General features: G+C 45.7%; 24 protein-coding genes, 2 tRNA genes and 1 other annotated feature. Of the genes, 2 read left to right on the forward strand and 24 right to left on the reverse strand.

Annotation, left to right across the window (positions count from 1 at the left end):
- Positions 1–19: 19 nt before the first annotated feature.
- Positions 20–265, forward strand: a complete 246-nt coding sequence (locus MHI27_RS23360) for a hypothetical protein (protein WP_405174819.1) — start codon at positions 20–22, stop codon at positions 263–265.
- 119 nt (positions 266–384) lie between these two features.
- Here MHI27_RS23360 and MHI27_RS23365 read toward each other — a convergent pair.
- From MHI27_RS23365 to lspA, 14 genes are all read right to left on the reverse strand, one after another.
- Positions 385–458 (reverse strand) — tRNA-Ile (locus MHI27_RS23365).
- Positions 459–502: 44 nt separating this feature from the next.
- A tRNA-Met gene (locus tag MHI27_RS23370) sits at positions 503–579 on the reverse strand.
- An 82-nt stretch (positions 580–661) separates the two neighbouring features.
- On the reverse strand, positions 662–826 hold the full coding sequence (locus MHI27_RS23375; protein WP_019909365.1) for a hypothetical protein: 165 nt from the start codon (positions 824–826) through the stop codon (positions 662–664).
- 112 nt (positions 827–938) lie between these two features.
- Entirely contained in the window at positions 939–2,426 is a 1,488-nt protein-coding gene (locus tag MHI27_RS23380; RefSeq protein WP_405174820.1) for an ABC transporter substrate-binding protein, read from the reverse strand.
- A 499-nt stretch (positions 2,427–2,925) separates the two neighbouring features.
- The gene (gene pyrE / locus MHI27_RS23385; RefSeq protein WP_042190802.1) at positions 2,926–3,564 is read right to left on the reverse strand and encodes an orotate phosphoribosyltransferase; all 639 of its coding nucleotides are present in this window, start codon (positions 3,562–3,564) and stop codon (positions 2,926–2,928) included.
- Complete coding sequence (pyrF, locus tag MHI27_RS23390; protein WP_405176785.1) at positions 3,561–4,277, reverse strand: orotidine-5'-phosphate decarboxylase; 717 nt, start codon at positions 4,275–4,277, stop codon at positions 3,561–3,563. The genes pyrE and pyrF overlap by 4 nt, the downstream gene beginning before the upstream one ends.
- A 140-nt stretch (positions 4,278–4,417) precedes the next feature.
- The gene (gene carB / locus MHI27_RS23395) at positions 4,418–7,645 is read right to left on the reverse strand and encodes a carbamoyl-phosphate synthase large subunit (RefSeq protein WP_405174821.1); all 3,228 of its coding nucleotides are present in this window, start codon (positions 7,643–7,645) and stop codon (positions 4,418–4,420) included.
- A 1-nt stretch (position 7,646) separates the two neighbouring features.
- Positions 7,647–8,825, reverse strand: a complete 1,179-nt coding sequence (gene carA, locus MHI27_RS23400; RefSeq protein ID WP_042190808.1) for a glutamine-hydrolyzing carbamoyl-phosphate synthase small subunit — start codon at positions 8,823–8,825, stop codon at positions 7,647–7,649.
- A 118-nt stretch (positions 8,826–8,943) separates the two neighbouring features.
- Positions 8,944–10,227 (reverse strand): dihydroorotase, encoded by a 1,284-nt coding sequence (locus MHI27_RS23405; RefSeq protein ID WP_405174822.1) that lies wholly within the window; start codon positions 10,225–10,227, stop codon positions 8,944–8,946.
- A 110-nt stretch (positions 10,228–10,337) separates the two neighbouring features.
- Positions 10,338–11,243, reverse strand: coding sequence for an aspartate carbamoyltransferase catalytic subunit (locus MHI27_RS23410; RefSeq protein WP_042190812.1), 906 nt, complete (start codon positions 11,241–11,243; stop codon positions 10,338–10,340).
- 4 nt (positions 11,244–11,247) lie between these two features.
- On the reverse strand, positions 11,248–11,811 hold the full coding sequence (gene pyrR, locus MHI27_RS23415; RefSeq protein ID WP_042130202.1) for a bifunctional pyr operon transcriptional regulator/uracil phosphoribosyltransferase PyrR: 564 nt from the start codon (positions 11,809–11,811) through the stop codon (positions 11,248–11,250).
- 626 nt (positions 11,812–12,437) lie between these two features.
- Positions 12,438–13,691: an LL-diaminopimelate aminotransferase gene (locus tag MHI27_RS23420; protein ID WP_405174823.1), complete on the reverse strand. Its 1,254-nt coding sequence runs from the start codon at positions 13,689–13,691 to the stop codon at positions 12,438–12,440.
- A 207-nt stretch (positions 13,692–13,898) separates the two neighbouring features.
- On the reverse strand, positions 13,899–14,870 hold the full coding sequence (locus MHI27_RS23425; RefSeq protein ID WP_042190820.1) for an RluA family pseudouridine synthase: 972 nt from the start codon (positions 14,868–14,870) through the stop codon (positions 13,899–13,901).
- Entirely contained in the window at positions 14,863–15,375 is a 513-nt protein-coding gene (gene lspA, locus MHI27_RS23430) for a signal peptidase II (protein ID WP_042190823.1), read from the reverse strand. The genes MHI27_RS23425 and lspA overlap by 8 nt, the downstream gene beginning before the upstream one ends.
- A gap of 246 nt (positions 15,376–15,621) precedes the next feature.
- Between lspA and MHI27_RS23435 the strand changes: the two genes are divergently transcribed.
- Positions 15,622–16,347 (forward strand): TraR/DksA C4-type zinc finger protein, encoded by a 726-nt coding sequence (locus MHI27_RS23435; RefSeq protein ID WP_042190825.1) that lies wholly within the window; start codon positions 15,622–15,624, stop codon positions 16,345–16,347.
- Positions 16,348–16,773: 426 nt separating this feature from the next.
- On the opposite strand, the gene MHI27_RS23440 is transcribed toward MHI27_RS23435, so the two are convergent.
- The 10 genes from MHI27_RS23440 to sigG all read right to left on the reverse strand — a co-directional run bounded on the left by MHI27_RS23440 (position 16,774) and on the right by sigG (position 26,672).
- Positions 16,774–17,064 carry a DUF5665 domain-containing protein gene (locus MHI27_RS23440; RefSeq protein WP_371915735.1) on the reverse strand — a complete coding sequence of 97 codons (291 nt, stop codon included), beginning with the start codon at positions 17,062–17,064 and terminating at the stop codon, positions 16,774–16,776.
- A 335-nt stretch (positions 17,065–17,399) separates the two neighbouring features.
- Positions 17,400–20,492: an isoleucine--tRNA ligase gene (ileS, locus tag MHI27_RS23445; protein WP_341059800.1), complete on the reverse strand. Its 3,093-nt coding sequence runs from the start codon at positions 20,490–20,492 to the stop codon at positions 17,400–17,402.
- A gap of 388 nt (positions 20,493–20,880) precedes the next feature.
- Positions 20,881–21,155 (reverse strand) — a binding site (T-box leader).
- A 241-nt stretch (positions 21,156–21,396) separates the two neighbouring features.
- Positions 21,397–21,909, reverse strand: a complete 513-nt coding sequence (locus tag MHI27_RS23450; protein WP_042130215.1) for a DivIVA domain-containing protein — start codon at positions 21,907–21,909, stop codon at positions 21,397–21,399.
- Positions 21,910–22,136: 227 nt separating this feature from the next.
- Positions 22,137–22,919 (reverse strand): RNA-binding protein, encoded by a 783-nt coding sequence (locus MHI27_RS23455; RefSeq protein ID WP_042190831.1) that lies wholly within the window; start codon positions 22,917–22,919, stop codon positions 22,137–22,139.
- Positions 22,920–22,928: 9 nt separating this feature from the next.
- Positions 22,929–23,168, reverse strand: a complete 240-nt coding sequence (locus tag MHI27_RS23460; RefSeq protein WP_042194359.1) for a YggT family protein — start codon at positions 23,166–23,168, stop codon at positions 22,929–22,931.
- A gap of 34 nt (positions 23,169–23,202) precedes the next feature.
- On the reverse strand, positions 23,203–23,643 hold the full coding sequence (locus tag MHI27_RS23465; protein ID WP_042190833.1) for a cell division protein SepF: 441 nt from the start codon (positions 23,641–23,643) through the stop codon (positions 23,203–23,205).
- 11 nt (positions 23,644–23,654) lie between these two features.
- Positions 23,655–24,341, reverse strand: a complete 687-nt coding sequence (locus MHI27_RS23470; RefSeq protein ID WP_042190837.1) for a YggS family pyridoxal phosphate-dependent enzyme — start codon at positions 24,339–24,341, stop codon at positions 23,655–23,657.
- Between the two features lie 3 nt (positions 24,342–24,344).
- Positions 24,345–25,202, reverse strand: coding sequence for a peptidoglycan editing factor PgeF (pgeF, locus tag MHI27_RS23475; RefSeq protein ID WP_405174824.1), 858 nt, complete (start codon positions 25,200–25,202; stop codon positions 24,345–24,347).
- A 133-nt stretch (positions 25,203–25,335) separates the two neighbouring features.
- The gene (locus tag MHI27_RS23480) at positions 25,336–25,680 is read right to left on the reverse strand and encodes a YlmC/YmxH family sporulation protein (RefSeq protein ID WP_339243119.1); all 345 of its coding nucleotides are present in this window, start codon (positions 25,678–25,680) and stop codon (positions 25,336–25,338) included.
- Positions 25,681–25,889: 209 nt separating this feature from the next.
- Positions 25,890–26,672, reverse strand: a complete 783-nt coding sequence (gene sigG, locus MHI27_RS23485; RefSeq protein WP_036683631.1) for an RNA polymerase sporulation sigma factor SigG — start codon at positions 26,670–26,672, stop codon at positions 25,890–25,892.
- Between the last annotated feature and the right edge of the window lie 58 nt (positions 26,673–26,730).

Genomic DNA, 26,730 nt, shown 5'->3' on the forward strand with positions numbered 1-26,730 from the left:
ATGACCTTAAGAACGCTACATGCAAATCGAGGATTATAAAAAAGAATATGGAGACTCATATGAGGATAATGATTTAGTATGTTGCTACCCTGGCGGGGGTTATATAAATCCAAAGGTAGCTGCTGAACGACTGGATATGACTCCTGCGATGTTCAACGAACGATACTCACACCTACTCCCAATCATGCAGGAAGAGGCCGTTGACAAAATTGAACCAGGACTGAATAAATACGCTGAAAAACAGCTCGAAACTGCAGAAAAATAATTCACGTTGGCAAATCCGTTAGCAAGCGCAAAATTCTGGTCTTTCCCCATCCTATTTTCTTTATATCACTAATCCTGTAGACAGCAAAAAACCCTTACAAAGTAAGGGTTTTTGATAAGTGGGCCCTGAGGGACTCGAACCCCCGACCAATCGGTTATGAGCCGACCGCTCTAACCAACTGAGCTAAGGGCCCGGATCTAAAAATATCCGAATGTAGAATTGCTGTTGTAAATAAATTGGTTGCGGGGGCAGGATTTGAACCTGCGGCCTTCGGGTTATGAGCCCGACGAGCTACCGGGCTGCTCCACCCCGCGTCAGAAAAAATATTCAAACAGCGACAATAAATAATATACAGTACAAATCGGGTCTACGTCAAGGAAGAATTTATAAAAGTTCTCAAGGCAGAAATCTAACCCCGTACCTTCCCTTACGGGATCGATAAATTTCTACAAAACGCGGGTCATGATAACCGTAAATCCAGCCATCTTGCTCCAATCTTTTAGCCAAACAACCTGCTTGAAATCTGGTCCTGAACAGTTTCGCGAAGTATATCCAATTCATGATGCCCTCTTCTCCTTTTCGCAAATTTATGATACACCGCTCTGAACTTATCATGCCCAAGTTCCACAAAATAAGCCACCAGAAAACTGGTGGCTTAGGGCATATTCCAGAGTCATTCACCGATCGAGTCAAAATAGACCGTGGGATCTTTTTCAAGTGTATCCAGCATGGTATTCCCTTGCTTCTCCCAAGCTTTGAGTGCATTCTCGACGGTTTTCTTCCCCTGATAAACATCAATGAATAATTGACGTCCAACATCACTAATCCGGCTAATCCCAGGCTTCTGCATCTGTAAACTGATCAATAAAGGATCCGTTGCAGGTAAAGGCTTAAGCGTATAAAAAGCTTCCAAATTTACAGAAGGGGTCTGAGCGGTAATATAATCCTTACGGGAAGTCAGTTCACTCTTGTTATGGGCTTTAATTTTCGCAACCTCATTACTGTTGACGAACTTAATCAAATCCCAGGCATCTTCCTTATTAGTAGCCGTAGAACTAATAGCCATCATATTACCAAGCCATGTTCCAATGGCAACATCCGGTTTTTCCTGAAAGGTAGGTACAGTAACCACACCCCATTTGATGGGACTGTAATTTTTGATCTTAGCAGCATTACGGGCCACTCCCGCCAGTTCATTGAGATAACCATATTCTCCAACGACCATTGCTGCTTTTCCTGTGAGGAACAGATCGCCTTGGATTGGACTGTAGGCATTCCCTTCTGTTCCTGCAAAATCCAACCCACTTAGCTCAGGTACAATTTGTTTCTTAACCAACTGGCTGTAAGTAGTCCAAGCCTGATTCCACTGTGTGGTATTTACAGTCATGTGCTGACCCTTATTATCGTACATCGTAAGTTCTAGCGGTGCGACATAGCTCTGCATATCCCAGAATGGATCACTTAAGTAACGGTTCATCGAGAACCCGTATATCCGAGTTTCTTTATTAGACGACTTCTTCGTCACCTTATCTGCCAGCGTAAACAGTTCATTCCAAGTCATCTTGTCCGTTGGATAGCCCACACCAGCAGCATCAAAGATTCCCTTGTTATAAAAAAGCGCACTAGACGAGAAGATCGGCGCCAACGCAAAAAGACTTCCTCCACCTAGTTCACGAACTCCATTCAGCATCGTAGGCGCCATATTGCTTAAATCATACTGATCACGCGCTATAAGCGGCTCCAGCGATTGGACAAGATTATGATCCACCAAACTCTTCACTAATGCGCTATCACCGACGATCACATCAACAGGCTTATCTCCTCCCATAATCGCCCGGATATTTTCCAAATTGTCAGAGCTTGCGTCTGAGGAGGTGTTATTGTACCGAAGGTCATTCGTATCTATAGCGGGAATAATCTCCAATTTGATTTCTGGATGCTGCAACTCATACATATCCGTAAACTGCTGACGAAAAAACGAATCGTCCTCCCCAGACCATAGACTCCCAATACGCAATACACGTTGCTCCACTGAAGCCTTAGAAGGCTCAGCCCAAGCCGTATTCCACCCATCAGAGATTAAGGGTAGTATCAGCGCAGCGCATACCCCAAGGCTTAACCAGCGGCGCCACAGCCGTTTATTGTTGTTTATATGATTCATTATTATATCCTCCCATAAAATACTTGATTCTTCTACATCTTATGGATAAATAATCCATAATCCTAGTAACAGTATAAAGCTTTAATCAAGAAGGGAAGTTACAGGACGTTTAAAGTTATACTACGATTTCTTCATATTATTCTCATAAAAATGTTACTAGGAGCTTTTGCAGATACACGATCTCCACTTTCCCACTCACACTTGCTCACTTGCTACATCTCCGCTGACCGACACAATCCTACCCTCCACGACTGGATAGTTGTACTTTCTGCAACTATTAGAGCTTCATTTATTTTATTTTTCCTTTTAATTGCACTCTGTACAGTTAAAAACCAAGTGCAACTATAGTGCCAATTCCTCTAAGAAAAGTTAGTTTAAGTGTACAAAATACAACTATTCGTGTCTTGGATGACAGTTGAGTATGTTGTGTCTGTTAAAAAATAAAAGCCCCTCACTGAAAAGTGAGAGGCTCGCCTAAACTATACTCATTTATTTAAGCTTAAACACCAAATGATGAAGGATCTTTTCTCCAAGACTTCAGTACTTCTACGTCCGTCGATTCAATTTTACCTTGTGCAAGAGCCACATCAATCAATGTGCTGTAGTTGGACAAGCTTTGTAATGGCATTTCAGCTGCAGCAAAAGCATCCACTGCACGATCCAGCTCATAGCTGAAGATTGCGAGTACAGCCAGCACTTCTGCGCCAGCTTCTTGCACGGCCTGAGCCGCTTTGATGGAGCTTCCACCTGTGGAGATCAGATCTTCAATAACAACAACCTTTTGTCCCGGCTTAATCAGACCTTCGATCTGATTCTGCTTGCCGTGGCCTTTAGCTTTATCACGGATATAAGCCATAGGCAGGTTCAGTTTATCTGCTACCCAAGCCGCGTGTGGAATACCTGCGGTTGCTGTACCTGCGATCACTTCAGCGTCCGGATACTCGCTCTTAATAAGCTGCGCGAAGGCATCTGCAATATAGTTACGAACTTCTGGGTAAGCCATAGTCAGACGATTGTCGCAATAGATCGGCGATTTGATACCAGAGGTCCATGTAAAAGGCTCCTGGGGACGCAGTGCTACTGCTCCAATCTCCAACAGATAACTTGCTACTTGTTCACTTCTATTTAATGAGCTCATGCTAGGGTCATCTCCTCAATAATGTTTAGTGCTGCTTGACGTGGATCTGGTGAAGCTGTAATCGGCCGTCCTACAACAAGGTAGTGACTACCCTGACGAATGGCTTTTCCAGGTGTCATAACCCGGGACTGATCGTCCAAGGAAGCACCTGCTGGCCGGATACCCGGTGTAACCGTGCAAAATGCTGGGCCGCAAGCTTCTGCGATAGCTGCGGACTCTTGTGGCGATGCTACTACGCCATCTAGACCCGCATCGGCAGCCAGCTTGGCGTATCTTACTACAGTATCCGCTACCTCTCCAGCGATCCCAATTTCGTTATTCATCACTTCTTGACTCGTACTGGTTAGCTGGGTAACTGCAATAATCAAAGGCATCTTAAGGGCAGCATTAGCACTAACTGCTGAAGCCGCTCCTTCGCGTGCTGCAGCCATCATGGCTGAGCCCCCTGCCGCGTGTACGTTAAACATATCAGCGCCAAGATTCGTAAGACTTTGAGCGCCACCTTTTACCGTGTTAGGGATATCATGCATTTTCACGTCAACGAACACAGAATAGCCACGAGATTTCAGCTCTTGAATAAATTCTGGTCCTGCCGCATAGAACAGCTGCATGCCTACCTTCATATAGCAAGGAATTCCTTCCAGCTTATCGATCAAGGCTCTTGCTCCAGTCACATCAGGATAATCCAAAGCGATCATCAGACGATTCGCCATTGCTTTCCACTCTACTTCTCCTACTCCCACAACCATGCTCCTATCCAGTGCAGACTCCATCTACACCCTTTATTTATTAGACCCTAGGCATAGCGGAACGGTCTGCGTAAACGCAAACCGCCCTATGCATCTTTATGAGATTAGTTCAATTGTCCGACAAAAGCAGGCATGGACTGTGACGAGAAGTTAATCGTCTGCAGCATTCTGAGAAGTGCCGTCACTGTATCCAGTGAAGTCATACATACGACGCCATTTTCAACCGCTTCACGGCGGATTCGGAATCCGTCACGTTCTGGCGTTTTGCCTTTAGTCAGTGTATTAAAGACGAAGTTAGCTTGCCCACCACGAATCAAGTCGAGAATGTTTGGCGCACCTTCATCCAGCTTGTTTACATTCATTACGTTGAGGCCTGCTTCTTCAAGCGCTTGTGCCGTGCCTCCAGTTGCAATGATTTTGTAACCCATGGAGTGGAAGCCCTTCATAAGTTCCACAGCTTCTGCTTTATCTTTATCTGCCACCGTAACGATGATAGCGCCTGTGGCTGGAATTTTCATCCCTGCTCCGATCAGACCTTTGTATAAAGCTTTTGCGTACAATTTATCACGGCCCATAACCTCACCGGTTGATTTCATTTCAGGTCCGAGTGTAGGTTCTACTCTGCGCAGTTTGGCAAAAGAGAACACTGGCACTTTAACCGATACATAATCGCTTTCCGGCCACAAACCTTCTGTATAACCGTCATCCTTCAGCTTGCTGCCAAGAATGATTTTGGTTGCCAAATGCGCCATTGGAATTCCTGTCACCTTACTCAGGAAAGGAACCGTACGCGAGGAGCGTGGATTTACTTCAATTACGTATACTTCGTTCTGATAGATAACAAACTGGATGTTGACCAGTCCAATCGTCTTCAGTTCCTTAGCGATTTTAATTGTGATCTCAGCGATTTTCTCTTTTAGACCTTCATCCAGATATTGCGGAGGATATACGGCGATAGAGTCACCGGAGTGAACACCTGCGCGTTCGACATGTTCCATGATGCCCGGAATAACTACTGTCTCACCATCACAAATCGCGTCTACCTCAACCTCTTTACCTAGCATGTAACGGTCAATCAATACCGGATGCTCCGGATTCACTTTCACCGCTTCTACCATGTAGCTAAGCAGTTCAGTATCGTTATATACGATTTCCATTGCACGTCCGCCTAGTACGTAGGAAGGACGTACCAGCACCGGATACCCAAGGGATTGTGCAGTTTCTACAGCTTGATCCACGTCGGTAACCGTCTTGCCTTTCGGTTGAGCGATATCAAGGCGTGCCAGCAAAGCTTCGAATTTCTTACGGTTCTCAGCTTCATCAATGCTATCAAGGCTAGTTCCAAGAATCTTAACACCAGCAGCACTTAGAGGTGCCGCAAGGTTAATCGCTGTTTGACCTCCGAATTGAACAATAACTCCAATCGGATTCTCTTGCGCAATTACGTTCATGACATCTTCGAAGAATAATGGTTCAAAGTACAACCGGTCCGAAGTATTAAAGTCTGTAGATACAGTCTCAGGGTTATTATTGATGATAACCGCTTCATATCCAGCCTTTTGAATGGCCCATACCGCATGGACTGTGGAGTAATCGAACTCAATCCCTTGACCGATCCGAATTGGACCAGATCCCAGCACGATAACCTTTTGCTTGTCAGAATGAATGACCTCGTTCTCAGTCTCATAAGTCGAGTAGTAGTAAGGTGTAGTAGCTTCGAACTCCGCCGCACAAGTATCTACCATTTTGAACACAGGTGTTAAACCTTGCTCCAAACGCAGCGCACGCACATCAGCTTCTTTGGTAAATTTCCCGTTCGCTTGTCCTTCTGCACGAATCTCAGCAATCGCACGGTCTGTAAAGCCTTTACGTTTCGCTTGGTATAGAGTTTCCGCAGACAACGTTTCTTCGCCGCGAATCACCTCTTCAAAGTTAATCAAACCTTCAATTTTGGAGAGGAACCACCAGTCTACGTTCGTAATATCCTGGATTTCTTGCAAACCGTAACCACGACGGAAAGCTTCAGCAATTAGGAACAGACGCTCATCATCAGGCTTCGCAAGACGTTCGCGCAGCACGCTCTCTTCCAATGTCTCTGCACCTGGCAGGCGGAAGCGATGAACACCAATTTCCAAGGAACGAATCGCTTTATGAATCGACTCTTCAAAAGTACGGCCGATCGCCATTACTTCGCCTGTCGCTTTCATTTGCGTACCCAGCTTACGGTTCGCATGAATGAACTTGTCGAACGGCCAGCGTGGAATTTTACTTACAATATAGTCAAGTGTAGGCTCGAAGCATGCATAAGTCTGTCCGGTAACCGGATTGACGATTTCATCCAGCGTGTAACCCATCGCGATTTTGGCAGCCATTTTGGCAATTGGATAACCAGTTGCTTTGGAAGCCAAAGCCGAGGAACGGCTGACACGCGGGTTTACTTCGATTACATAATATTGATAACTTTGCGGATCAAGTGCGAACTGTACGTTACATCCACCCTCAATATTCAGGGCACGGATGATTTTGAGCGAAGCCGTACGCAGCATTTGGTATTCGCGATCTGACAACGTCTGGCTAGGTGCCACAACGATACTGTCACCTGTATGTACGCCTACAGGATCAAAGTTTTCCATGTTGCAGACAACGATACAGTTGTCATTGGCATCACGCATAACCTCGTATTCAACTTCCTTCATGCCGGCAATACTCTTCTCAACCAGACATTGTCCGATCGGGCTATAACGAATACCCGCTTTGACTGTTTCGCGCAGCTCTTCTTCGTTATCGCAGATCCCGCCGCCGGTTCCGCCGAGTGTATAAGCAGGGCGTACAATCAGTGGAAAACCAATTCCCTCAGCGAACTCCATAGCTTCTTCCAGCGTCGTAACGATGGTGCTATCAGGTACAGGTTGTTCCAATTCACGCATTAAATCACGGAACAAATCGCGATCTTCTGCTTTCTCGATGGAATCAAGCTGTGTACCGAGAAGCTTAACATTCTCTTGCTCAAGTACCCCTGCACGAGCCAATTCTACAGCCATATTTAGGCCAGTTTGACCGCCCAGCGTTGGAAGCAATCCATCTGGACGCTCCTGACGAATAATAGCAGTTACGAATTCAAGCGTAATAGGCTCGATGTATACTTTATCTGCAATATTAGTATCTGTCATAATTGTTGCTGGATTGCTGTTAATCAGTACGACTTCCACGCCTTCTTCTTTAAGGGCTTGGCAAGCCTGAGTTCCTGCGTAGTCAAACTCCGCTGCTTGACCAATGACGATCGGTCCGGAACCGATCACTAGTATTTTTTTAAGTTTATCGTTCTTTGGCATGTTATAGAGCTCCTTTCACGGCTTCAAGCTGTAAGTTAGTTTTTGGCGCCGTGATTCTGGCGTTTGCCGCAAGTTGTGCCTGACGTGAAACAACAGGTGTCTTTGCTTTATGATCGGCAATCAATTGGAGGAAGCGATCGAACAAGTAGCTGCTGTCATGAGGTCCTGGCGCCGCTTCTGGATGATATTGCACCGAAAATGCTGGGTAACGTGTATGTTTAATACCTTCAACAGTCTTATCATTATTATTAATGTGAGTAACTTCTAGTTCAGTGTTCTTCACAGATTCCTCATTCACGGTATAACCATGGTTCTGGGAAGTGATGAAGCAGCGTCCGCTTTCCAGTTCCTTCACAGGGTGATTCCCACCGCGGTGACCGAATTTCAGCTTCTCTGTATCCGCTCCACAAGCAAGTGCAAACAACTGATGACCAAGGCAGATGCCGAAGATCGGATATTCACCAAGCAATTCGGAAATCGTCTTGACAGCGTGAGGCACATCTTTCGGGTCCCCAGGGCCGTTGGACAGTAGGATACCATCTGGGTTCAGACGGCGAACTTCTTCCGCTTTTACATCATGTGGCACTACAACAACATCACAACCACGTTCGTTAAGCTCACGTAGGATACCAGCCTTCGCACCGTAATCCACAAGTACAATTCTTTCTTTGTTGCCTGGGCTGCTGTACGAACTTGCAGTTGATGTACGAGCTACCTGATTGCGCAATTCCTCAATCGTAGTATTCCCCATCATTTCCATCAGTTCCTCTACACGTTTGTTAGAGGTGGTCAGGATCGCTTTCATTGTTCCGTAGTGGCGAATAATCCGAGTCAACATCCGAGTATCAATCTCGCTGATCCCTGGAATATCGTATTCTTTCAACAAGTCGTCCACACTATATTCAGCACGCCAGTTACTAGGTACTTCTTCATGACGGCGCACTACAAAGCCGTGTACGAAAGGTCGAACAGATTCAAAGTCATCCCGAGTAATCCCGTAGTTCCCGATCAATGGGTAAGTCATTGTAACGATTTGTCCGCAATATGAAGGGTCAGACAGCACCTCTTGATATCCTGTAATTCCTGTATTAAAAACAACCTCGCCTGTCTTCTCGCCCTCAGCGCCAAATGCGGTACCTGTAAATAAAGTTCCGTCTTGCAGCAGCAATCTCGCCTGCATTCCATTCCACTCCTTCTTGTTTCTGTAGTCTAATGCTTATGCCTTACAAGCCTTCCGGAGTGAACGTGTACACAATCGCTGCATCCGTAAAGATCAGCAACTCCGCCCCACCAGTCCGCTAGTTTTTCTCAGTCCATACGGCTTTGCCGTCTACCCATGTCATTACTGGCCAGCCCTTAAGCTTCCAGCCACCGAAAGGAGTATTCCGTCCTTTACTTGCGAAAGATCCTGGGTCTACTTCTTTCTCCTGCTCCAAATCAATCAGTGTCAAATCTGCAGGAGCTCCGATATCCATCACACCGGTGTTCAGTCTGAATACCCGTGCAGGATCAGCTGTCATTCTTTGTACTAGTAAGGATAAATCCCATTTCCCTGTTGCTACAAACGCTGTGTATAGTAGCGGGAAAGCAGTTTCGAATCCAACGATACCAAAAGGTGCAAGTTGCATGCCTTTAGCCTTCTCTTCCTCACTATGCGGCGCATGATCCGTAACAATCATATCTAGTGTGCCGTCAAGCAAACCTTCGATACATGCTTCAACATCGCGGCGGGAGCGAAGCGGCGGGTTCATTTTCCAATTGGCATCAAGGCCTGGAATATCTTTTTCAGAGAGCAGCAAGTGATGCGGACACACTTCAGCAGTTACTTTAATGCCGATTTCTTTTGCTTGGCGAATCAGTCGCACCGATTGTTCAGTACTTACATGGCACACATGGTAATGAACGCCTGTCGCTTCAGCCAGCAAAATATCGCGTCCAACATGGATCGCTTCTGACTCATTTGGAATTCCTTTCAGGCCATGCTTTCTTGCGAACTCACCTTCGGCTACACAGCAGCCTTCAACCAGTGAATTATCCTCGCAGTGAGCAATGACTGGCATATCCAGTGCTGCGGCGATGTTCATAGCATCTTTCATCATTTGAGCACTTTGCACGCCCACGCCGTCATCGGTATAACCAATAGCTCCAGCTTCTTTAAGCGCTGCAAAATCAGTCAGCTCACGTCCGAGCTCATTTTTCGTAATGGCTGCATATGGAAGTACTTTAACAAGTCCTGCTTCACGTGCTTTGTCTTTGACAAATTGTACAATTTCCGGGGTATCTGTTACTGGACGGGTATTAGGCATACAAGCGATGGTTGTAAATCCGCCTTTGGCAGCCGAACGACTTCCGGTTTCCACTGTTTCCTTGTGTTCAAATCCCGGTTCGCGTAAGTGCACATGCATATCAATGAGTCCTGGAATGAGCAGCTTGCCTTCAGCATCAATGATCTCTCCAGCTTCTGGAGCAGCTTCATTTCCAGCGATTAAGGCCGAGATAACACCTTCTTCAAGTACAATATGTTTCCGCTCTAACAAGCCTTCCTTATTCAATACGCTGGCGTTTCTAATAATCACTGTCATGATTCTACCTTTACCCACAGATCCCGGCTGCGGGCCCTCTCGTTATTATATAATAAAAATTCATGTTTGTGTATATTTATTAGTCCTTATTCATCATCATTCTTTAAACTTTATAATAAAGCTCTTTCGAGAACTGCCATCCGAACCGGAACCCCATTAGACATTTGCGGGAAAATCCTTGATTGACTGCTCTCTACAACTGCATCATCAATCTCGACATTCCGGTTAACCGGAGCTGGGTGCATAATGATTGTATCTTTTGCGAGCTTAGCTGCGCGTTCTTCCGTTAAACCATAATGTCTGCGGTAATCTTCCGCGGAAAGTACGATGCCAGAAGAATGACGTTCCAGCTGCACACGAAGCATCATGACTACATCTGCTTTAAGAGCTTCTTCTATCGTTACATAAGGTGCGTATTCCATAAGCTCAGGAGCCTTCATATTCTCCGGTGCACAGAATTGCACTTTAGCCCCTAGCTTTGTAAGTCCCCACAGATTGGAGCGTGCTACCCGGCTATGCATGATGTCCCCGATAATAGAAACCGTGAGACCCTTTAAATCTCCAAACGTTTTGGTCATGGTGTAAAGATCAAGCAGCGCTTGTGTTGGATGTTCATTGTTGCCGTCACCCGCATTAATAAGCGGTATGGACACCTTCTCAGCTAACTGCTGCAGCACACCTGCAGGCTTCAAACGCACAACTCCGGCATCGATCCCCATCGATTCCAGTGTGCGTACTGTATCGTAGATCGACTCCCCTTTTTCTACACTAGAAGCTGCAGCCGTAAAATTCAGTACTTGTGCACCCAGTCGTTTCTCTGCCATTTCAAAGGAGAAACGAGTGCGTGTGCTGTTCTCAAAGAACATGTTAGAAATAAAATGCGAGTTCAAAATGGGAGTTAACTTCTCACTTTGATTGTCCCAGTATGCTGTTCTGTCCAGCAGCCCAGTGATTTCCGACCGGTCAAGCTCTTTTATTCCCAGCAGACTACGTTCCTTTACCTTGGTAAGTGTCATGATGTTATCGTTCCTCCCGGTTTGAAATAATGTAGACCTCGTCTTTGCCGTCGTATTCCTTCAGCGCCACTTCAATCTGCTCATGCTTTGAGGTAGGTACATTCTTACCGATGTAGTCTGGTCGGATCGGCAGCTCGCGGTGTCCACGGTCAGCCAGTACTGCCAGTTGAATCATTCGTGGGCGTCCGCAATCCATCAAAGCGTCCATCGCTGCGCGGATGGTGCGTCCGGTGTAAAGCACATCGTCGAACAAAATGACCTTCTTATCATGGATGCCATCACTGCCGGAAGTAATAATGACATTACTCTTCACTACTGCTTCACTGCCTCCTACTTCACGGTCATCCCGATAATGCGTGATGTCGAGTTCGCCGTAAGGAATCTCGACGCCTTCAATTTCCTTGATCCGCTCAGCGATGCGCTGTGCTAGGTATACGCCTCGTGTCCGGATACCGACCAGCAGACAATTCTCAATCCCTTTGTTCTTCTCCAAAATCTCATGAGCAATACGCGATAATGCCCGGCGGATCGCCGTTTCGTCCATAATTACATTTTTCTCAGTAACCATAATCTTGTCACCCTCCACTTGTTTCGCCTGTTCAAGTTCCTGGAAATCAAAAAACTCCTTGCCTATAACAGGCAAGGAGTGAAATCCGCAGATGAAGAAGATGGTGGCCGCGCGCATAAAAAGACAGTCCGGTGTATACACACGGATACCTTTCTAAGAGTCGCGAACCTCGATTCACGTTACCTTGCCAGCCTCACAGGACTGAATTAAAGGCGCTATTCATTTAATGAGAATTATGACAGAACAAACCCTGCATGTCAACATTATCTGCCTAAACTACAACACTTTCCAAGACTGCTTCTATTAACAACAAAAGGAAGGCGGTATTATGGGGAAAACCGGAAAACCTCCCTATAATTAGGCCACAATAATCATTATGATCAGGTTATGCGGAATTCCTCCCTATAAATTGAAGGATTTCCTTGAATACAATTAAATATGCTGATATAGAGGGGGGAATTCCCTATATTCTAGCGGATTGAAGCTAAAATACAAAATTAGAGGGAAGAATTCCCTATCTTACAGTAGCTCTATTCTACACTAGTCTAATCCACAGTAGACTAGCCATCACATAAAGAAAAACCACCCAAGGTTTCCCCTAGGCGGCTTCAATGTCTAACTAATGTTTAAAATTCAAACTCCACATCGCTTAAGCGTCTTTGGATTTCAGAGATGACACGTCTTTCTTCCTCTTCCCCTTTAGCAATAAAGGTAACAGAGAAACGTACAAACGGACCTGCATCATCCCAAGGCACGGTGGAGATTAGCTTCTCACGGATCAGGAATTGCGAGAAATCCTCACCGGATTCGAAACGGCGACCACCTTTGACACCCTTAGGTGCTGCAACATAAAGGAAGAAGGAGCCCTTTGGTTTCTCAGCTTGGAAGCCCAGGCTGTTCAGTGCATCTACCAACAGGTTGTGACGACGAGAATACTTGGCAGCAATCGCTTCAGTAATCTCTGGATGAGCAAGACCGTAAGCCGCAGCTTTTTGAATCGCGATAAATTGACCGGAATCATTATTATCCTTCACATCACTGAAGGCTTTAACTACTAGCGGATTACCGGCCACAAAACCGATTCTCCAGCCTGTCATATTGTAGGACTTGGACAAGGAATGCAGCTCTACGCCAACATCCTTAGCACCCGGAACTGACAAGAAGCTAAGCGGCTTCAAACCGTCATAGGTCAAGGCAGCATATGGTGCATCGTGGATAACGACTACATCATATTTTTTAGCCCATGCAACTACCTCAGCAAAAAACTCAGGAGTCGCACTAGCGCCCGTCGGATTGTTTGGATAGTTCAAGTAAAGAAGCTTGGCTTTATGAGCAACTTCTTCTGGAATTTCGTTCAGATCTGGAAGGAAGTTATTCTCCTTCTTCAGCTCTACTGTAAACACTTGTCCACCCAAGTATTTAGTGTGTGTACCCAGCACTGGATAACCCGGCACCGTCATGATCGTAATATCTCCTGGGTTAATGAAGCAAGAAGGCAACATCGCCAGTGCAGGCTTAGAACCGATCGAGTGAACTACCTCCGTAACGGGATCAATGCCTTCAACACGGAATACGTCCCGCAAATAATCAGCAGCAGCTGTCTTAAACTCAGCAATTCCATTGTCCGCATAACCACGGTTCTCTTCCTTAGCTGCTTCTTCAGCAAGCTTAGCCACGATACCTGCATCAGCCATCTCATCTGGCTCGCCTACGCCCATATCGATCAATTCAATATCAGGAAAATCCTGTTTTGCGGATGCTTTAGCACGTTTGATTTTCTCGAATTTATAAATCGAAGTGTCCTTGCCGTAGTTCGCACCGCCGATACGGTCTGCAAAATTAGTCTGAATGAAGCTGTCTTGGTATTGTTCAATACTCATACTTTCATCTCATCTCCTGGCTATCTATTCTAATTTTAGAAGAAACGGCTTCGCCGTCCCTTGGATGGCTTATGTTTCTAGAGATCCGTTTCTGTGATAAAAAATAAGGATAAAGAATAAGGCATAACCTTCTCTTTATCCTTATGTTATTAAATATGATGGAAAGCAGAGTTCAATACCATAGACTAATTATCACTTCATTTGTACTTATCTGCTGCGCAATGTGAACAGAACATCTTCCATGTCTTCCGGAATAGGTCTGCTGAATTCTTTATATTCACCTGTCGTAGGATGAATAAATCCAAGCACCGCCGCATGTAACGCCTGTCCATTCATAGCTGTTCCTTTACTGCGCCCATAAATCGGATCACCCACAAGCGGATGACCAATGAATTTCATATGCACTCTGATCTGATGCGTGCGGCCAGTCTCCAGCTGCAGCTCCAGTAGTGTACAGTCACCGAAACGTTCCATCACTGTAAAATGGGTCACAGATTTCTTGCTGTTCTTTTCCGTTACAGTGTATAGCTTGCGATCATGTGGATCTCTACCGATCGGAGCGTCAACCGTTCCTTTGTCATGCGACAAATTGCCGTGTACAACTGCTATATAGCGGCGTGTTACACTGTGCTCTTTAAGCTGTGCTGCGAGCGACGCGTGACTGGCATCATTTTTAGCCACCATAATAAGACCAGAGGTATCCTTATCAATACGGTGTACAATACCTGGACGAATCTCACCATTAATACCGGACAGATCCTTGCAGTGATACATCAGTGCATTTACCAAGGTGCCTGACGGGTGCCCGGCAGCCGGATGTACAACCATACCACGCGGCTTATTTATAACAATGACATCGCTGTCTTCGTATACAACTTCAAGTGGAATATTCTCTGGGATCAAGTCTGTAACTTCCGCTTCTGGTACGACAATGGAAACTTTATCGCCTTCTGAGAGCTTATAGTTAGCTTTAACCGGTGCCCCATTAACCGTAACATGGCCACCACTGATCCACAGCTGCACCTGAGAACGAGAAATATCCTCTTCCCAAGATTCCGTTATATATTTATCGATTCGCTCCCGCGCGTTCTCTGCTGAAACGGTCCACTCCGTGACGTCCCTCTCTTCTTCGCTCGTAGATGCCGCTTGGTGATTGACGTCTTTACTCAAATCATTCATTCCCTTCTTTTACTTCCTTTGCTTCTTTTACTTCTTTGATTTCCGTGATTTCTTCACCATTCTTAAGATCGCGGAAGGAGTCCAAAAGAATCAACCCAACCCCAATGACGATACATGAATCCGCAACGTTAAAAATCGGGAAGCTATAGCTTCCAAAATTAAACAGAAGGAAATCGACAACCTCACCACTGATCATCCGGTCTAGGAAGTTACCTATCGCTCCACCCAGAACAAGTCCAAGGGCGACCGATAGCATCTTCCGCGAATGTCTAGTTTTGTTCAAGTACCAAACGATACCTGCAACCACTACAACCGTAACTAAAAAGAAGAACCATTGCTGACCTTGTAGAATCCCAAAAGCAGCCCCGCGATTACGATGTGAGGTAATTAGGAAGAAATTCCCGATCACCGGAATCTGTTCTCCAAGTTCAAGACGTGTGGCAATGAGATACTTCGTTCCCTGATCCACCAAAAATACAATAAGAGCAATCAAATAGTACACCACAGAAGTTGTCACTCCGTTCTTATTTTTCCCGCCAAATGCGGTACGAATACTGTTATAAGACTTGTATATTGTAGCACAGCCCTTAGAAGATCGTCTATTGCGTGACACCTCTCGGGCGCTTAATCTTGGGGACTATTTTCCATCGCTAAAATAACGCCTCTCAGGTCAACCTAACAAAGAACCATCCGGTGCAAATCGGTTTGTCGGAAGGATTCTTAAAAAAGTACAGAAAGGAGCTTACTCATCATGACGCACCTGACAGTACAGCAGCTCTCAGAGCTACGCGCCCGATTAGAAAAAGACCGTGATACTATTCAGCACAGGCTTCAGAATAATGAAAATTACGGCTTACAGGAATCCATGCGGGATGGCACCGGAGAACTTTCCGAGAATGACAACCATCCTGGCGATGCAGCCACCGATTTGTATAACCGCTCCATGGATATTTCACTGCTAGAGCGGGACGAGCATGAGCTGGATGATATTGAAGCTGCTCTCAACGCTATGGATGAAGGCACCTATGGGATATGTAAAGCTAGCGGTAAACCGATCCCTTTTGAGCGTCTATCCGCTATTCCCTCCACGCTTTATTGTAAAGAGCATGCCCCACGTCAAAATGCACCTTTTACTCGGCCCATTGAAGAAGAATTTTTGTCTCCTCCATTTGGGCGTACGAGTCTCGATGAACGAGAGGATCAAAACGGCTTTGACGGTGAGGATGCCTGGCAGATTGTAGAAAGCTATGGCAACTCCGATTCCCCCGCCATGGCGGAGGGCAGCAACATTGACTCCTATAATGATATGGAGATTGAAGCCGATGAGCTTGAAGGCTGCGTAGAGCCTTGGGAGAACTTTATCGCCACCGATATTACAGGCAACAATGTAGTTGTAGTACCGGGACGTAGCTACGAGCGTTACAAGGATAGTGGCGAGGGAAGTTACATGCTTGATCCGCTCGAAGGCGAGGAGTAAAAGCATCGTCCCCACAAAAAAATGAACAGCGTGCGGTTCCAGTTTCATCGTGGAATGGCCCGCTGTTTTTTTATTTTTTTCAGCTCTACTTCATTTTGTTAAGAAAATGTTCAGATTCAGCTGGTAAACTGATCTAACGATGCTGAAATCGACATACAAGGAGTGTAACGTAAGTGAATCACGACTATTTTAAAAATGTACAACAACTTAGTCATGAAGATGACCGACGATATTTATTATTAATGAGAGGCTTACGCATCATACACGAGGAAAAAAAGCAGCGCTGCCCTCTCCAAAGAATAAAAAAGGAAAGGTACGGACTGGGGAGAAACATAGAAGCCCAAGGTTGGATAAATCCACCAAAGAAGATTGACCGAACCCTAATCCCTTCAACAAACCAAATAAAAACGGCTTCGCCTTAACAAGCTATTTGAATTCCAGCTGACGTTGTACAATTCGTACAATATCCGCAATATAATCTCCGATGATCGGTAGATTCAAGGCTCCAAGAACCTGAAGAACATAGATGATCGTTGCCGCAAAAAAAGTAAAGCCAAGCGCGATCCCTACTCCACGAGCCGCTCCATATAAAATATTTTTCCAAATTAGAGTCCAAGGTGAATATAACAGCTCCGTATACTGATAAATTCGTGATTTCTCTAAGATATGGGCCCATTCAAAGGTTAATCGATACATTGTATTCATTTTTTCTTCCAGTGGAATGTCTTCTGGATTGCGATGATCTGCTGTTAAACGCTCAGGGTTTTCCTCAGGAATAACCTTTTTCTCCGCTCCCTTATCTGGGCTGTTCTTGTTGCCGGATGTCTTGACGGAGATTCTGTTCTTCTGATCCTCCACAGCCACAGCTCCTCTCATACGTCTATATTCGCCACAAAGTAAACGAGCCCGGTCAAAGAGAATACATCTCCTTGAGCACGAGGCTCGTTATTTTCGCGGGCGAAATATAAAGACTATATTTCCCGCATAAACAGAAGTTCTCTGTTTACACTTGTGCCGCTAGTATATGCTGTTTTGGGACAGGTAATGCAGATTTACACTTCAATATGGATACCGATGGATTTACCACCGACATCTACCGTTTCAAAAGCGTGTTCTCCGCCAAAATCAACCGTAGTCACAAGTACATTGTCTCGCAATACATTCTCAAAGGCTGTAACTGCTGCTTTAAGCTCATCGTCTACACTCAGCGTGAGTGCGATCCGTTTCTCGATCGGCAGATCCAAACGTTTACGGTAATCTTGAACCGCACGAATGATCTCACGAACCCAGCCTTCTTGTTCAAGCTCAGGTGTGATTTCGGTATTGAGCGCAACCGTAATTCCATATCCGGAAGCTGCGGCGAAACCTGCTTTAGCTTCTTTTTCAACGAGTAGCTCTTCAGAAGTGATCACCAGTTCTTCTCCCTCTGGCGTCGCAATCGCGATTGAGCCATCTTGCACCGCTTTGCGGGTAGAGTCACTGTCCAAAGCTTTTAGGAAGCCTTGCAGGAAGCCGACGTTTTTACCGTATTTTTTACCGGCAACTTTAAGATTCAGCTTGAGTGTGAAGTCAACAAATCCACTATCGCTAGTCTCTAGCACGATGTTCTTGATGTTGATCTCGTCTTTGATGATCTCTTCATACTCAGCCAAATGGAAGTCACGGTTCATCGAAACGATCAGCTCAGACAGCGGTTGACGATTCTTAATGCCTGTTTCGTTACGCACGTTACGCGCCAGCTCAACGATTTGTCTCGCACTTTCCATATCCTCTTCCAGCTCTTTATCGATCAAGCTCTCATCAGCAACCGGATAATCTGCTAAATGCACACTTTCTCCGCCGCCAAGGTTCGTGAAGATATCTTCAGACAACATCGGTGTAAATGGAGCCATCAAAGACGCTGTCTTCAAAAGCACATGGGTCAGTGTACGGTAAGCATCCAGCTTATCTTCACCTAGACCACTACCCCAGAAACGGTCACGGGAACGACGGATATACCAGTTGCTCAGCTCATCTATAAAGTTCTCAATGCCTTTGGATGTATTCACGAAGTCATTTACTGCAAGTCCTTTGTCTACCAAAAGAATCAAGCTGTTCAGACGGGACAAAATCCAGCGGTCCAGCTTATGTTCCGATACTTTAAAAGGATGATCGGCAGGATCATAACCATCGATGCCTGCATAAAGCGTCAAGAACGCATGCGTATTCACCAGTGTATCTACAACTTTGGATTTGGTTTCCCCTACAAGGCCACGAGAGAAACGTTTGTTATTCCACGGTGCACTATCGGATAGAATCGCCCAACGGAAAGCATCCGTGCCGTAATCGTTCATGATATCCCAAGGATCAATAACATTGCCTTTTGATTTGGACATTTTTTGACCATTCTCATCAAGGATATGACCGTGAGCAATAACAGCTTTATATGGAGCTTTACCTTTAAACAAGGTAGATACAGCTAGTAAGCTGTAGAACCATCCACGTGTCTGGTCGATCCCTTCACAGATCATATCCGCTGGATATTGATCATTCAGCTTATCCTCGTTCTCAAATGGATAATGACTTTGCGCAAATGGCATCGAACCACTATCGAACCAAACATCGATAACTTCTGGTGTGCGAACCATCTCTGCCCCTTCGCTGAAAGGACTGCGTAGCTTGATCTTATCTACAAAAGGCTTATGCAGCTCGATATCCTCAGGTACATCGCCAATCGCCATCGCTCTCAGTTCTTCAATGCTGTGTGGAGCGAACTCTTTGCCCGTTTCTTGACATACCCAAACATTAAGCGGCGTGCCCCAGTAACGATTACGGCTGATATTCCAGTCTACCAGTTCATCCAGGAACTTCCCGAAACGGCCTTCACGTACATGATCAGGATACCAATCTACACTGTTGTTGTTAGCAATCAGCTGATCTTTGATCGCTGTAGTGTTGATGAACCAGCTGTCTGTTGCGTAGTACAAGAGTGGTGTATCACAACGCCAGCAGAACGGATAGCTGTGCTCGTATTTTTCTTTACCGTAAAGCAGTCCTTTTTCAGACAAAGCTTTAACGATATCCAAATCGCAATCTTTCACGAAGCGTCCAGCAAAATCAGACACTACATCCGTATACTTACCGGAATTATCAACCACGTTCACGAAGCTGATGCCGTTCTCGCGGCAAGTCTTGTAGTCATCTTCACCATGCGCCGGTGCCATGTGTACGATCCCTGTACCACTGGAATCTGTAACGAAGGAAGCACCTACAATGACATTGCTTTTCTCTGCCTTGATGTATCCGAATGGAGGAGCGTAGGTTTTGCCGATAAACTCGGAACCTTTATGTGTAGAAAGGACTGTGTGCTCGCCTTTCATTACTTCCTCTACCAAATTTTTGGCAACAATGTAGATACCGTCTTCTTGTTGTACACGTACATAATCCATGTCAGGGTTCATGGCTAACGCCATATGTGCTGGCAGCGTCCAAGGTGTAGTCGTCCAAGCTAGTACGTAGTCTCCACTGTCATCCAGTTTGAACTTTGCAGTCGCACTGAGATCCTTGACGGTCTTGTAGCCTTGGGCTACTTCATGGGAGCTTAGGGTAGTCTGACAGCTTGGGCAGTAAGGACTAACCCGATGTCCGCGGTAGAGCAACCCTTTGTCATGCACAGTAGCCAAGATGTTCCACACGCTCTCGATATACGTGTTATCCAAAGTTACGTAAGGATTATCTAGATCCGTCCAGTATCCGATACCCTCTGTAAACTCGCGCCATTGCTTCTCATAACCGAAGACGCTGTCTTTACATTCCTGAATGAATTTTTCTACGCCATATTCCTCGATCTCTTGTTTTCCGGAGATGCCAAGCTTCTTTTGTACGCCTAGTTCTACTGGCAAACCGTGTGTATCCCAGCCCGCTTTACGTACCACGCGGTAACCTTTCATCGTTTGGTAACGACCGATGAAATCCTTGATTACACGGCCCAGCACGTGCCCGATATGCGGTGCACCATTCGCTGTTGGAGGACCTTCGTAAAATACATAGTTCGGACGTCCTTCACGATTCTCCATGGATTTACGGAACGTATTTTCGTCGCTCCATTTCTTCAATATGCGGACATCTCTTGCCCGTGCTTTTTCTTTGACATCTACTTTTTGCATGTGATGGTCAATCCTTTCATGGTTTAGTCTTTAAAGCTCTTTTCGATCCTTGGGCAGTCTGGTTCAGCTGGCCGCATTCAGCTCTTGCCTTCGGTACCCGAGCCGCGATCCCGCAGGGCAGCACTGGCTCGGGGTGCCACTGGGACCGGCGAGTGAAACGCCGGTCTGCTCTAGCAGTGAAGGCCCCGCAGGCGAACCCGCCAGGGGAGCCTAAGAAGGGCCGCTCCTTCAGCCACATGAGTCCGTTCGCTTCCACCACCGTACCCGTTTGCACGAGGCTTTACATTGCGGGTGTCCAGAGGGCGGCAGCCCTTTGGGGTCCCCCTTAGAAAGGGGGATTTAGGGGGATGGACACCCCGGAACAACAAAATAAGCGTCATCCCACCCCCAAAGGGGCGAGACAACGCTCGCGATACCACCCTAATTCTGCGCATGAGCACATCCTTAAGGGGAGTGTATTCAGCACAATCTCAGTCCTGCGCGTAAATCTCATGCACAGGTCCGGTGTAACGTCCGGCGGACGGCTAAGCTTACGCACGATCAACGCTTCAGCTTAACTTCTAGGGGAAGATCTTCCGGCAGGGTTCGAACAATCGGCTCTCAGCAATCGCCGACTCTCTGGAGAACGTTACCTTGTCGTACTTGTCCCGTCATCGAATACATATAAACATTATACAGATATGTTCTATTTATAGACTTTTTAAGTCTAAATGTCAACAACCGCTAGCCAAATCCGCAATTAGGAGTATACCTGTGCAGGCGGAATACTTTATTATGATCGATTTTAGCGGAAAATAAAAATAGAGGGAATAACTCCCTCTATTTAGCCGATTATAGCATGAAATTATAAATTAGAGGGAATTCCCCCCTATAAATTCAAGCAGCATTCATTCATCATAATGCATTAGATACGATGTAGAACATCATCCTTAAAGGTTACGTTCTCGCTTGCCTCACGACTCTCCAAGGCATTCCAGTCATCCTGTGACAACAGCTCGAGCTGTGCTTCCACCAATGTGCGGAAACGAGTGCGATAGATCGAAGCTTGCTTACGCAATTCTTCAGTCTCAATAGCAACCTTACGGGATTTGGATAACGCTTCGTTAATAATCCGATCCGCGTTCTTTTCCGCTTCCTTGATAATGAGCTGCGATTCCTTCTTGGAGTTGTTCTTCACATCATCCGCCGCTTCCTGAGCGACTAAGATCGTTTTCGATAAACTCTCTTCAATATTCACAAAATGATCTAAACGCTCTTGAATGGACAGAAGCTGATTCTGCAGCTCTTTGTTCTCACGGATGACACTTTCGTAATCCTTAATTACTTGATCCAGAAATTCGTTGACCTCGTCCTCATCATAACCGCGAAGTCTCCGAGAGAACTCCTTGTTATGTATATCGAGCGGTGTTAATGGCATGCTGTGCACCTCCTAGAAATTTCGGACCTTCTAAGTCTCTGAACCATACCTGCGCAGCAGACAAAGAAGAAAGACTGTACTTCAAGTAAAGGCAGAGGATGTATCGACGTTCCAACTGCCATTCATGGTTCGCCTCTTTTATAAAATATCGGCGTCCTGCTTTAAAAATGTTTGATTCCCTCGAAATAATCAATTTCGACAAGTAAAGCCGGATTCCTGCAAGGGATTCACACAAATTTACCAACCTGAACACGGTATCGGCCCTTTTTCGTCAAACTACCAACCTCTAGAACCTTGAATCGACCAAATCCTTGAATAGATACCATGTCACCATCTTTAAGTCCGCAGGAAGGGTCTTCTTCCACTTTCCAATTTACCCGAACGCGCCCAGCCTTGATGGGAGCAAGAATTTTGCTTCGGCTAAGCCGTGTTACATCTGCGGCTATGCCATCCAATCGTAGGGACGCTACAGTCAAATCCATCATTTCCAGCTTCACCTCACTATTACGCAAGGCAGAAAGTGGCAATACCTCCGTGCTCACCTGTATTCGGTGTACTCCAGTTAAATTCATGTCTAAATAATCTGCAATATCTGCAGCTACTACCACATGACAACCATCGTCCAGAACATGAATATCACCGATTTTTCCACGTTTTACTCCAAGACCCAGAATAGAGCCCATGTAGTCCCCATGCTCTAACGCCAGAAACTTTTGCTCACCAGAGGTTATCGCAAGAACGCTCAGCTCCATGTCCTCATGATCCAGATCACGATAATCAGGCGCAATGAGTGCTCGCTTCCGCTCTGCCTCAGGGTGGCCGCCTTCCCATCTAACGATAACATCTGGATGTCGATTGACCAGACTTTGCAGAATAAATCCTTGGCGCGGATCTAGAAATTCGGTCAGTTTCGTCTCATGATATTCTCCAGCATGGGTAACCCATTCCCAAGCCTTGTCCACAAATTGTCTTTCATCGGGATGAAAATGCCCGTAAACTTCTGTCTTCATCACTTCTGCCTAAAAAATTAAGTGCAAAATGGATTTGAGTCCACCTGCCGCAAATTCCAAGACGAATAGTGCAATGATCGGGGAAATATCAAGCGTACCAAAGAGTGGCGGAATAAACCGACGAAATGGTGTCAAATACGGCTCAACAAGCTTGCTCAGCAGTTCTCCGATAAAGTTCTCACGAACGTTTGGTAACCACGACATCAGTACGTAGAAAATAATCATGTAAAAATAAATATTAAACAGCATATCAATAATGTAATCAATTTGGGGCAAAGCTCATTCACCTCATTCTGTTATAGTCTGGATCGTCACCTAGGATTTCCGTAATGGCACCTTGAATTTCAACGGTATCTGGCGTGCACATAAATATATTGCCCCCAATTTTAGAGATTCCTCCCCCAAGGGCATAAACGGTTCCACTTAAAAAATCAATAATTCTCATTGCCTGATCATTACGGACACGCTGAAGATTGATCACTACCGTCCGGTGAGAACGGAGATGGTCCGCAATTTCCTGAGCCTCATCGTACGAACGTGGCTCATAAAGTACAACTTTTACATTCTTCTGCGAATGGATACTGACAACGTTGCCCCTTTGATTTTTGCGGGTTTCGACAGGGGCTGGCTCATACTCATCCTCTTCGTGGATTTGCTCCCGCTCCACAACTTCTTCTTCCTCCTGCAAGCCCAAAAAACTCATAAATCGGTTCATAACGCTCATCACGATCCCTCCTAATGGCCTACTAACACCGTACCTAGGCGTACCCAGGTGGCTCCTTCCTGTATCGCCACTTCAAAATCATTCGACATTCCCATTGATAGCTCCGTAATCGGTTCAGGTGTCAAAGCAAGTTGATTGAGCTCATCGCGCAGCTCACGAAGTCCGCGAAATACAGGGCGGGTAAGCTCCGGATCACCTTCTAAAGGTGCCATCGTCATTAGTCCAATTACTTTTACACGGTCTAGACTAGCAATTTCACGCAAAAATCCAGGTACCGCCTCAGGCGACAGACCAAATTTCGTATCTTCTCCAGAGATGTTTACTTGAAGAAAGACATTCACTTCTTGATCTGCGGCAATCGCCTTTTTGTGTAATTCTTGCGCCAGAGATATCCGGTCCAAAGAGTGTATATATTGAAACTTGCCAATAACGTCTTTAACCTTATTGGTCTGCAAATGCCCGATAAAATGCCATGTCCCTTGGTCCCCTAAAACCTTCCATTTGTGCTCAGCATCCTGCCAGCGACTCTCGGCAATATGCTCCAGGCCTGCCTCCAATACGGAGGACACCATTTCCAGAGAAACATATTTCGTCACTGCAATTACCTTGACGTCATTTCGATCCCGGCCGCTTGCCGCGCAGGCACGTGCTACACGTTCCTCTACCTCAGCAATTCTCTCCTGCAGTGTTAAAGCCAACTTTCAACTCTCCTTTATTCCGATCCAGCTCGTCATCCTGCCTGTAACCCCATCTTCTTTACGATAAGAAAAGAACAAATCTTGATTACAGCTTGTACACCAAGATGTACATTCGATATGAGTCGGCAATATTCCTGCTTTAATCATAATGCGTCGATTCATTTCTTTCAAGTTTAGCATGTATTTGTTCTCATCTGTGTCAGATGTTCTGTACAGCTCCACAGTATTGGCTGTTTCTGTTGGCTTACTCAGATCACCTTCCAGTCTATGAACATGCTCCATCACATAATCGTCCACCTCATAACAGCAGTCACCAATGGATGGTCCGATCGCTGCAATAATGTCCTGCGCATGGCTTCCGTAAATGGTCTCCATTTTACTCACCATAGCGGCTGCAATCTGGGCCACAGTTCCCTTCCAGCCAGCATGGGCAAGACCGACGACTTGGTGCACAGGATCATAAAAATAAAGGGGTACACAATCCGCATAAAAAGAAGTCAGCAAAACTCCCGGTACATCCGTAAGCAAACCATCAGTTGCCTGAAATGCCGAGGTTCTATCCTTTTGACCCCGCCCACGATCGGCTTCCCTTACCACTGCTATTTCTGCTCCGTGGGTTTGTTCTCCACAGGTCCAAGCTTCCGGCTTGAAATCAAGAGCTTCCGCAAGCGCCCTACGATTCGTTAAGACATCTTCCGGAACATCCCCAACATGAAATGCACAATTCAGGCTGTCATAAGGCTTTTTGCTAGCCCCTCCCTGTCTACCCGTAAAACCTGCTGTAATTTCTTTATGCTTCACACGCCAAGGCTCCAGATGGAGCAGCATAAGTGTTTCCTTCCCCTGCACAAACGGTTCCATATCCTCACCTCCGCCTTAGTGTACCACATGTAAATACCCCTACAAAATGCCGCTTAAGCTAGAACATCAAATTTACTAACTTTTAAGTCATGCCATTTCGAATCATTTTATAAAAAACAAAAAACGCACCTAATTAATAAGTGCGCCGTTCGCCTCGGTCCCCTCGTTCCAAATACATCGTTTCCCGCTCGTCCTGCCCTTGAGGTATTCTTGATTCTTCAATCTTCACAAGCACTACATCAGACCCGATTTTGACAATATTTCGCCATGGAATAATCAGATCGGTTCCGCCTCCGAACAACCCCATAAACCGAGTGTATCCGGGAATTACGATTGCATCAATGACACCTCGGCGTAAATCAAGCTCTAAGTCACTGATTTGGCCCAGCCGCTTGCCGTCCACAATGTTAATAACGTCCTTAGTCTGAAAATCAGAGATTTTCATTTTTTTGGCTGATCCTAAATAATCCTCGTTCATCTCACCACCCCTGTACAATCAGACCTATAGTCCAATATATGTTATGAAAGCTTGGCCACATGCATGAAATATCCCCACAAAGTGAGGCTATGCTTAGATGCTTACCAAGGTACTTTGCGGGGGCTCAATATAATTCCTGAAACAGTAAAAAGAGGAGATAACCCAAAATCCTTATCACGGATTCTGGATATCTCCTCATTTCAGACGATTTAAGACTTCACATGCTTTTGCATTTGCTGAATCGCAGATTTCTCTAGACGTGAGACCTGTGCCTGTGAGATACCAATCTCATCTGCGACCTCCATCTGTGTTTTCCCTTCGAAAAACCGCATGGATAAAATTCGTTTCTCCCTTTGACCTAACTTACGCATCGCTTCACGTAAGGCGATTTCTTCGATCCACGACACATCCTTATTCTTATCATCGCTAATCTGGTCCATTACATAAATAGGATCGCCACCGTCATGATAGATCGGTTCGAATAAGGACACTGGATCCTGAATAGCATCAAGGGCAAAGACTACATCTTCCTTCGGTACGCCAAGTGCTTCAGAGATTTCGAATATCGTCGGTTCCCGCGAATTCTGATTGGTCAGACTATCGCGTACCTGCAGCGCCTTATAAGCAATGTCTCTGAGTGAACGCGATACTCGAATCGGATTGTTATCACGCAAGTAACGGCGGATCTCACCAATAATCATCGGAACCGCATATGTGGAGAACTTAACGTTTTGTGATAAATCGAAATTATCGATGGCTTTCATCAGACCGATGCAGCCCACCTGGAACAAATCGTCAACAAATTCTCCCCTATTATTGAACCTCTGGATAACACTTAGAACGAGCCTAAGATTACCATTTACCAATTTCTCTCTGGCGGATCGCTCGCCCTGCTGCTGCAGCGAAGTGAACAGTTGCCGCATTTCCACATTCGTTAGAACAGGCAGCTTAGCAGTATCCACACCGCAAATCTCGACTTTATTTCGGGTCATGATGATTTACCTCCCAAGGAGAAACATTACTGTACATTATCTCCCGGGTTGGCCATTT

Source organism: Paenibacillus sp. FSL H8-0261, from assembly GCF_045040645.1.
GTDB lineage: Bacteria > Bacillota > Bacilli > Paenibacillales > Paenibacillaceae > Paenibacillus_AQ.

Bases quoted from the DNA above. Each gene is read 5' to 3' on its own strand.
- MHI27_RS23360 (WP_405174819.1), top strand. From the start codon at position 20: ATGCAAATCGAGGATTATAAAAAAGAATATGGAGACTCATATGAGGAT.
- MHI27_RS23375 (WP_019909365.1), bottom strand. From the start codon at position 826: ATGAATTGGATATACTTCGCGAAACTGTTCAGGACCAGATTTCAAGCA.
- MHI27_RS23380 (WP_405174820.1), bottom strand. From the start codon at position 2,426: ATGAATCATATAAACAACAATAAACGGCTGTGGCGCCGCTGGTTAAGC.
- pyrE (WP_042190802.1), bottom strand. From the start codon at position 3,564: ATGAGCTCATTAAATAGAAGTGAACAAGTAGCAAGTTATCTGTTGGAG.
- pyrF (WP_405176785.1), bottom strand. From the start codon at position 4,277: ATGGCGAATCGTCTGATGATCGCTTTGGATTATCCTGATGTGACTGGA.
- carB (WP_405174821.1), bottom strand. From the start codon at position 7,645: ATGCCAAAGAACGATAAACTTAAAAAAATACTAGTGATCGGTTCCGGA.
- carA (WP_042190808.1), bottom strand. From the start codon at position 8,825: ATGCAGGCGAGATTGCTGCTGCAAGACGGAACTTTATTTACAGGTACC.
- MHI27_RS23405 (WP_405174822.1), bottom strand. From the start codon at position 10,227: ATGACAGTGATTATTAGAAACGCCAGCGTATTGAATAAGGAAGGCTTG.
- MHI27_RS23410 (WP_042190812.1), bottom strand. From the start codon at position 11,243: ATGACACTTACCAAGGTAAAGGAACGTAGTCTGCTGGGAATAAAAGAG.
- pyrR (WP_042130202.1), bottom strand. From the start codon at position 11,811: ATGGTTACTGAGAAAAATGTAATTATGGACGAAACGGCGATCCGCCGG.
- MHI27_RS23420 (WP_405174823.1), bottom strand. From the start codon at position 13,691: ATGAGTATTGAACAATACCAAGACAGCTTCATTCAGACTAATTTTGCA.
- MHI27_RS23425 (WP_042190820.1), bottom strand. From the start codon at position 14,870: ATGAATGATTTGAGTAAAGACGTCAATCACCAAGCGGCATCTACGAGC.
- MHI27_RS23435 (WP_042190825.1), top strand. From the start codon at position 15,622: ATGACGCACCTGACAGTACAGCAGCTCTCAGAGCTACGCGCCCGATTA.
- ileS (WP_341059800.1), bottom strand. From the start codon at position 20,492: ATGCAAAAAGTAGATGTCAAAGAAAAAGCACGGGCAAGAGATGTCCGC.
- MHI27_RS23450 (WP_042130215.1), bottom strand. From the start codon at position 21,909: ATGCCATTAACACCGCTCGATATACATAACAAGGAGTTCTCTCGGAGA.
- MHI27_RS23455 (WP_042190831.1), bottom strand. From the start codon at position 22,919: ATGAAGACAGAAGTTTACGGGCATTTTCATCCCGATGAAAGACAATTT.
- MHI27_RS23460 (WP_042194359.1), bottom strand. From the start codon at position 23,168: ATGCTGTTTAATATTTATTTTTACATGATTATTTTCTACGTACTGATG.
- MHI27_RS23465 (WP_042190833.1), bottom strand. From the start codon at position 23,643: ATGAGCGTTATGAACCGATTTATGAGTTTTTTGGGCTTGCAGGAGGAA.
- pgeF (WP_405174824.1), bottom strand. From the start codon at position 25,202: ATGGAACCGTTTGTGCAGGGGAAGGAAACACTTATGCTGCTCCATCTG.
- MHI27_RS23480 (WP_339243119.1), bottom strand. From the start codon at position 25,680: ATGAACGAGGATTATTTAGGATCAGCCAAAAAAATGAAAATCTCTGAT.
- sigG (WP_036683631.1), bottom strand. From the start codon at position 26,672: ATGACCCGAAATAAAGTCGAGATTTGCGGTGTGGATACTGCTAAGCTG.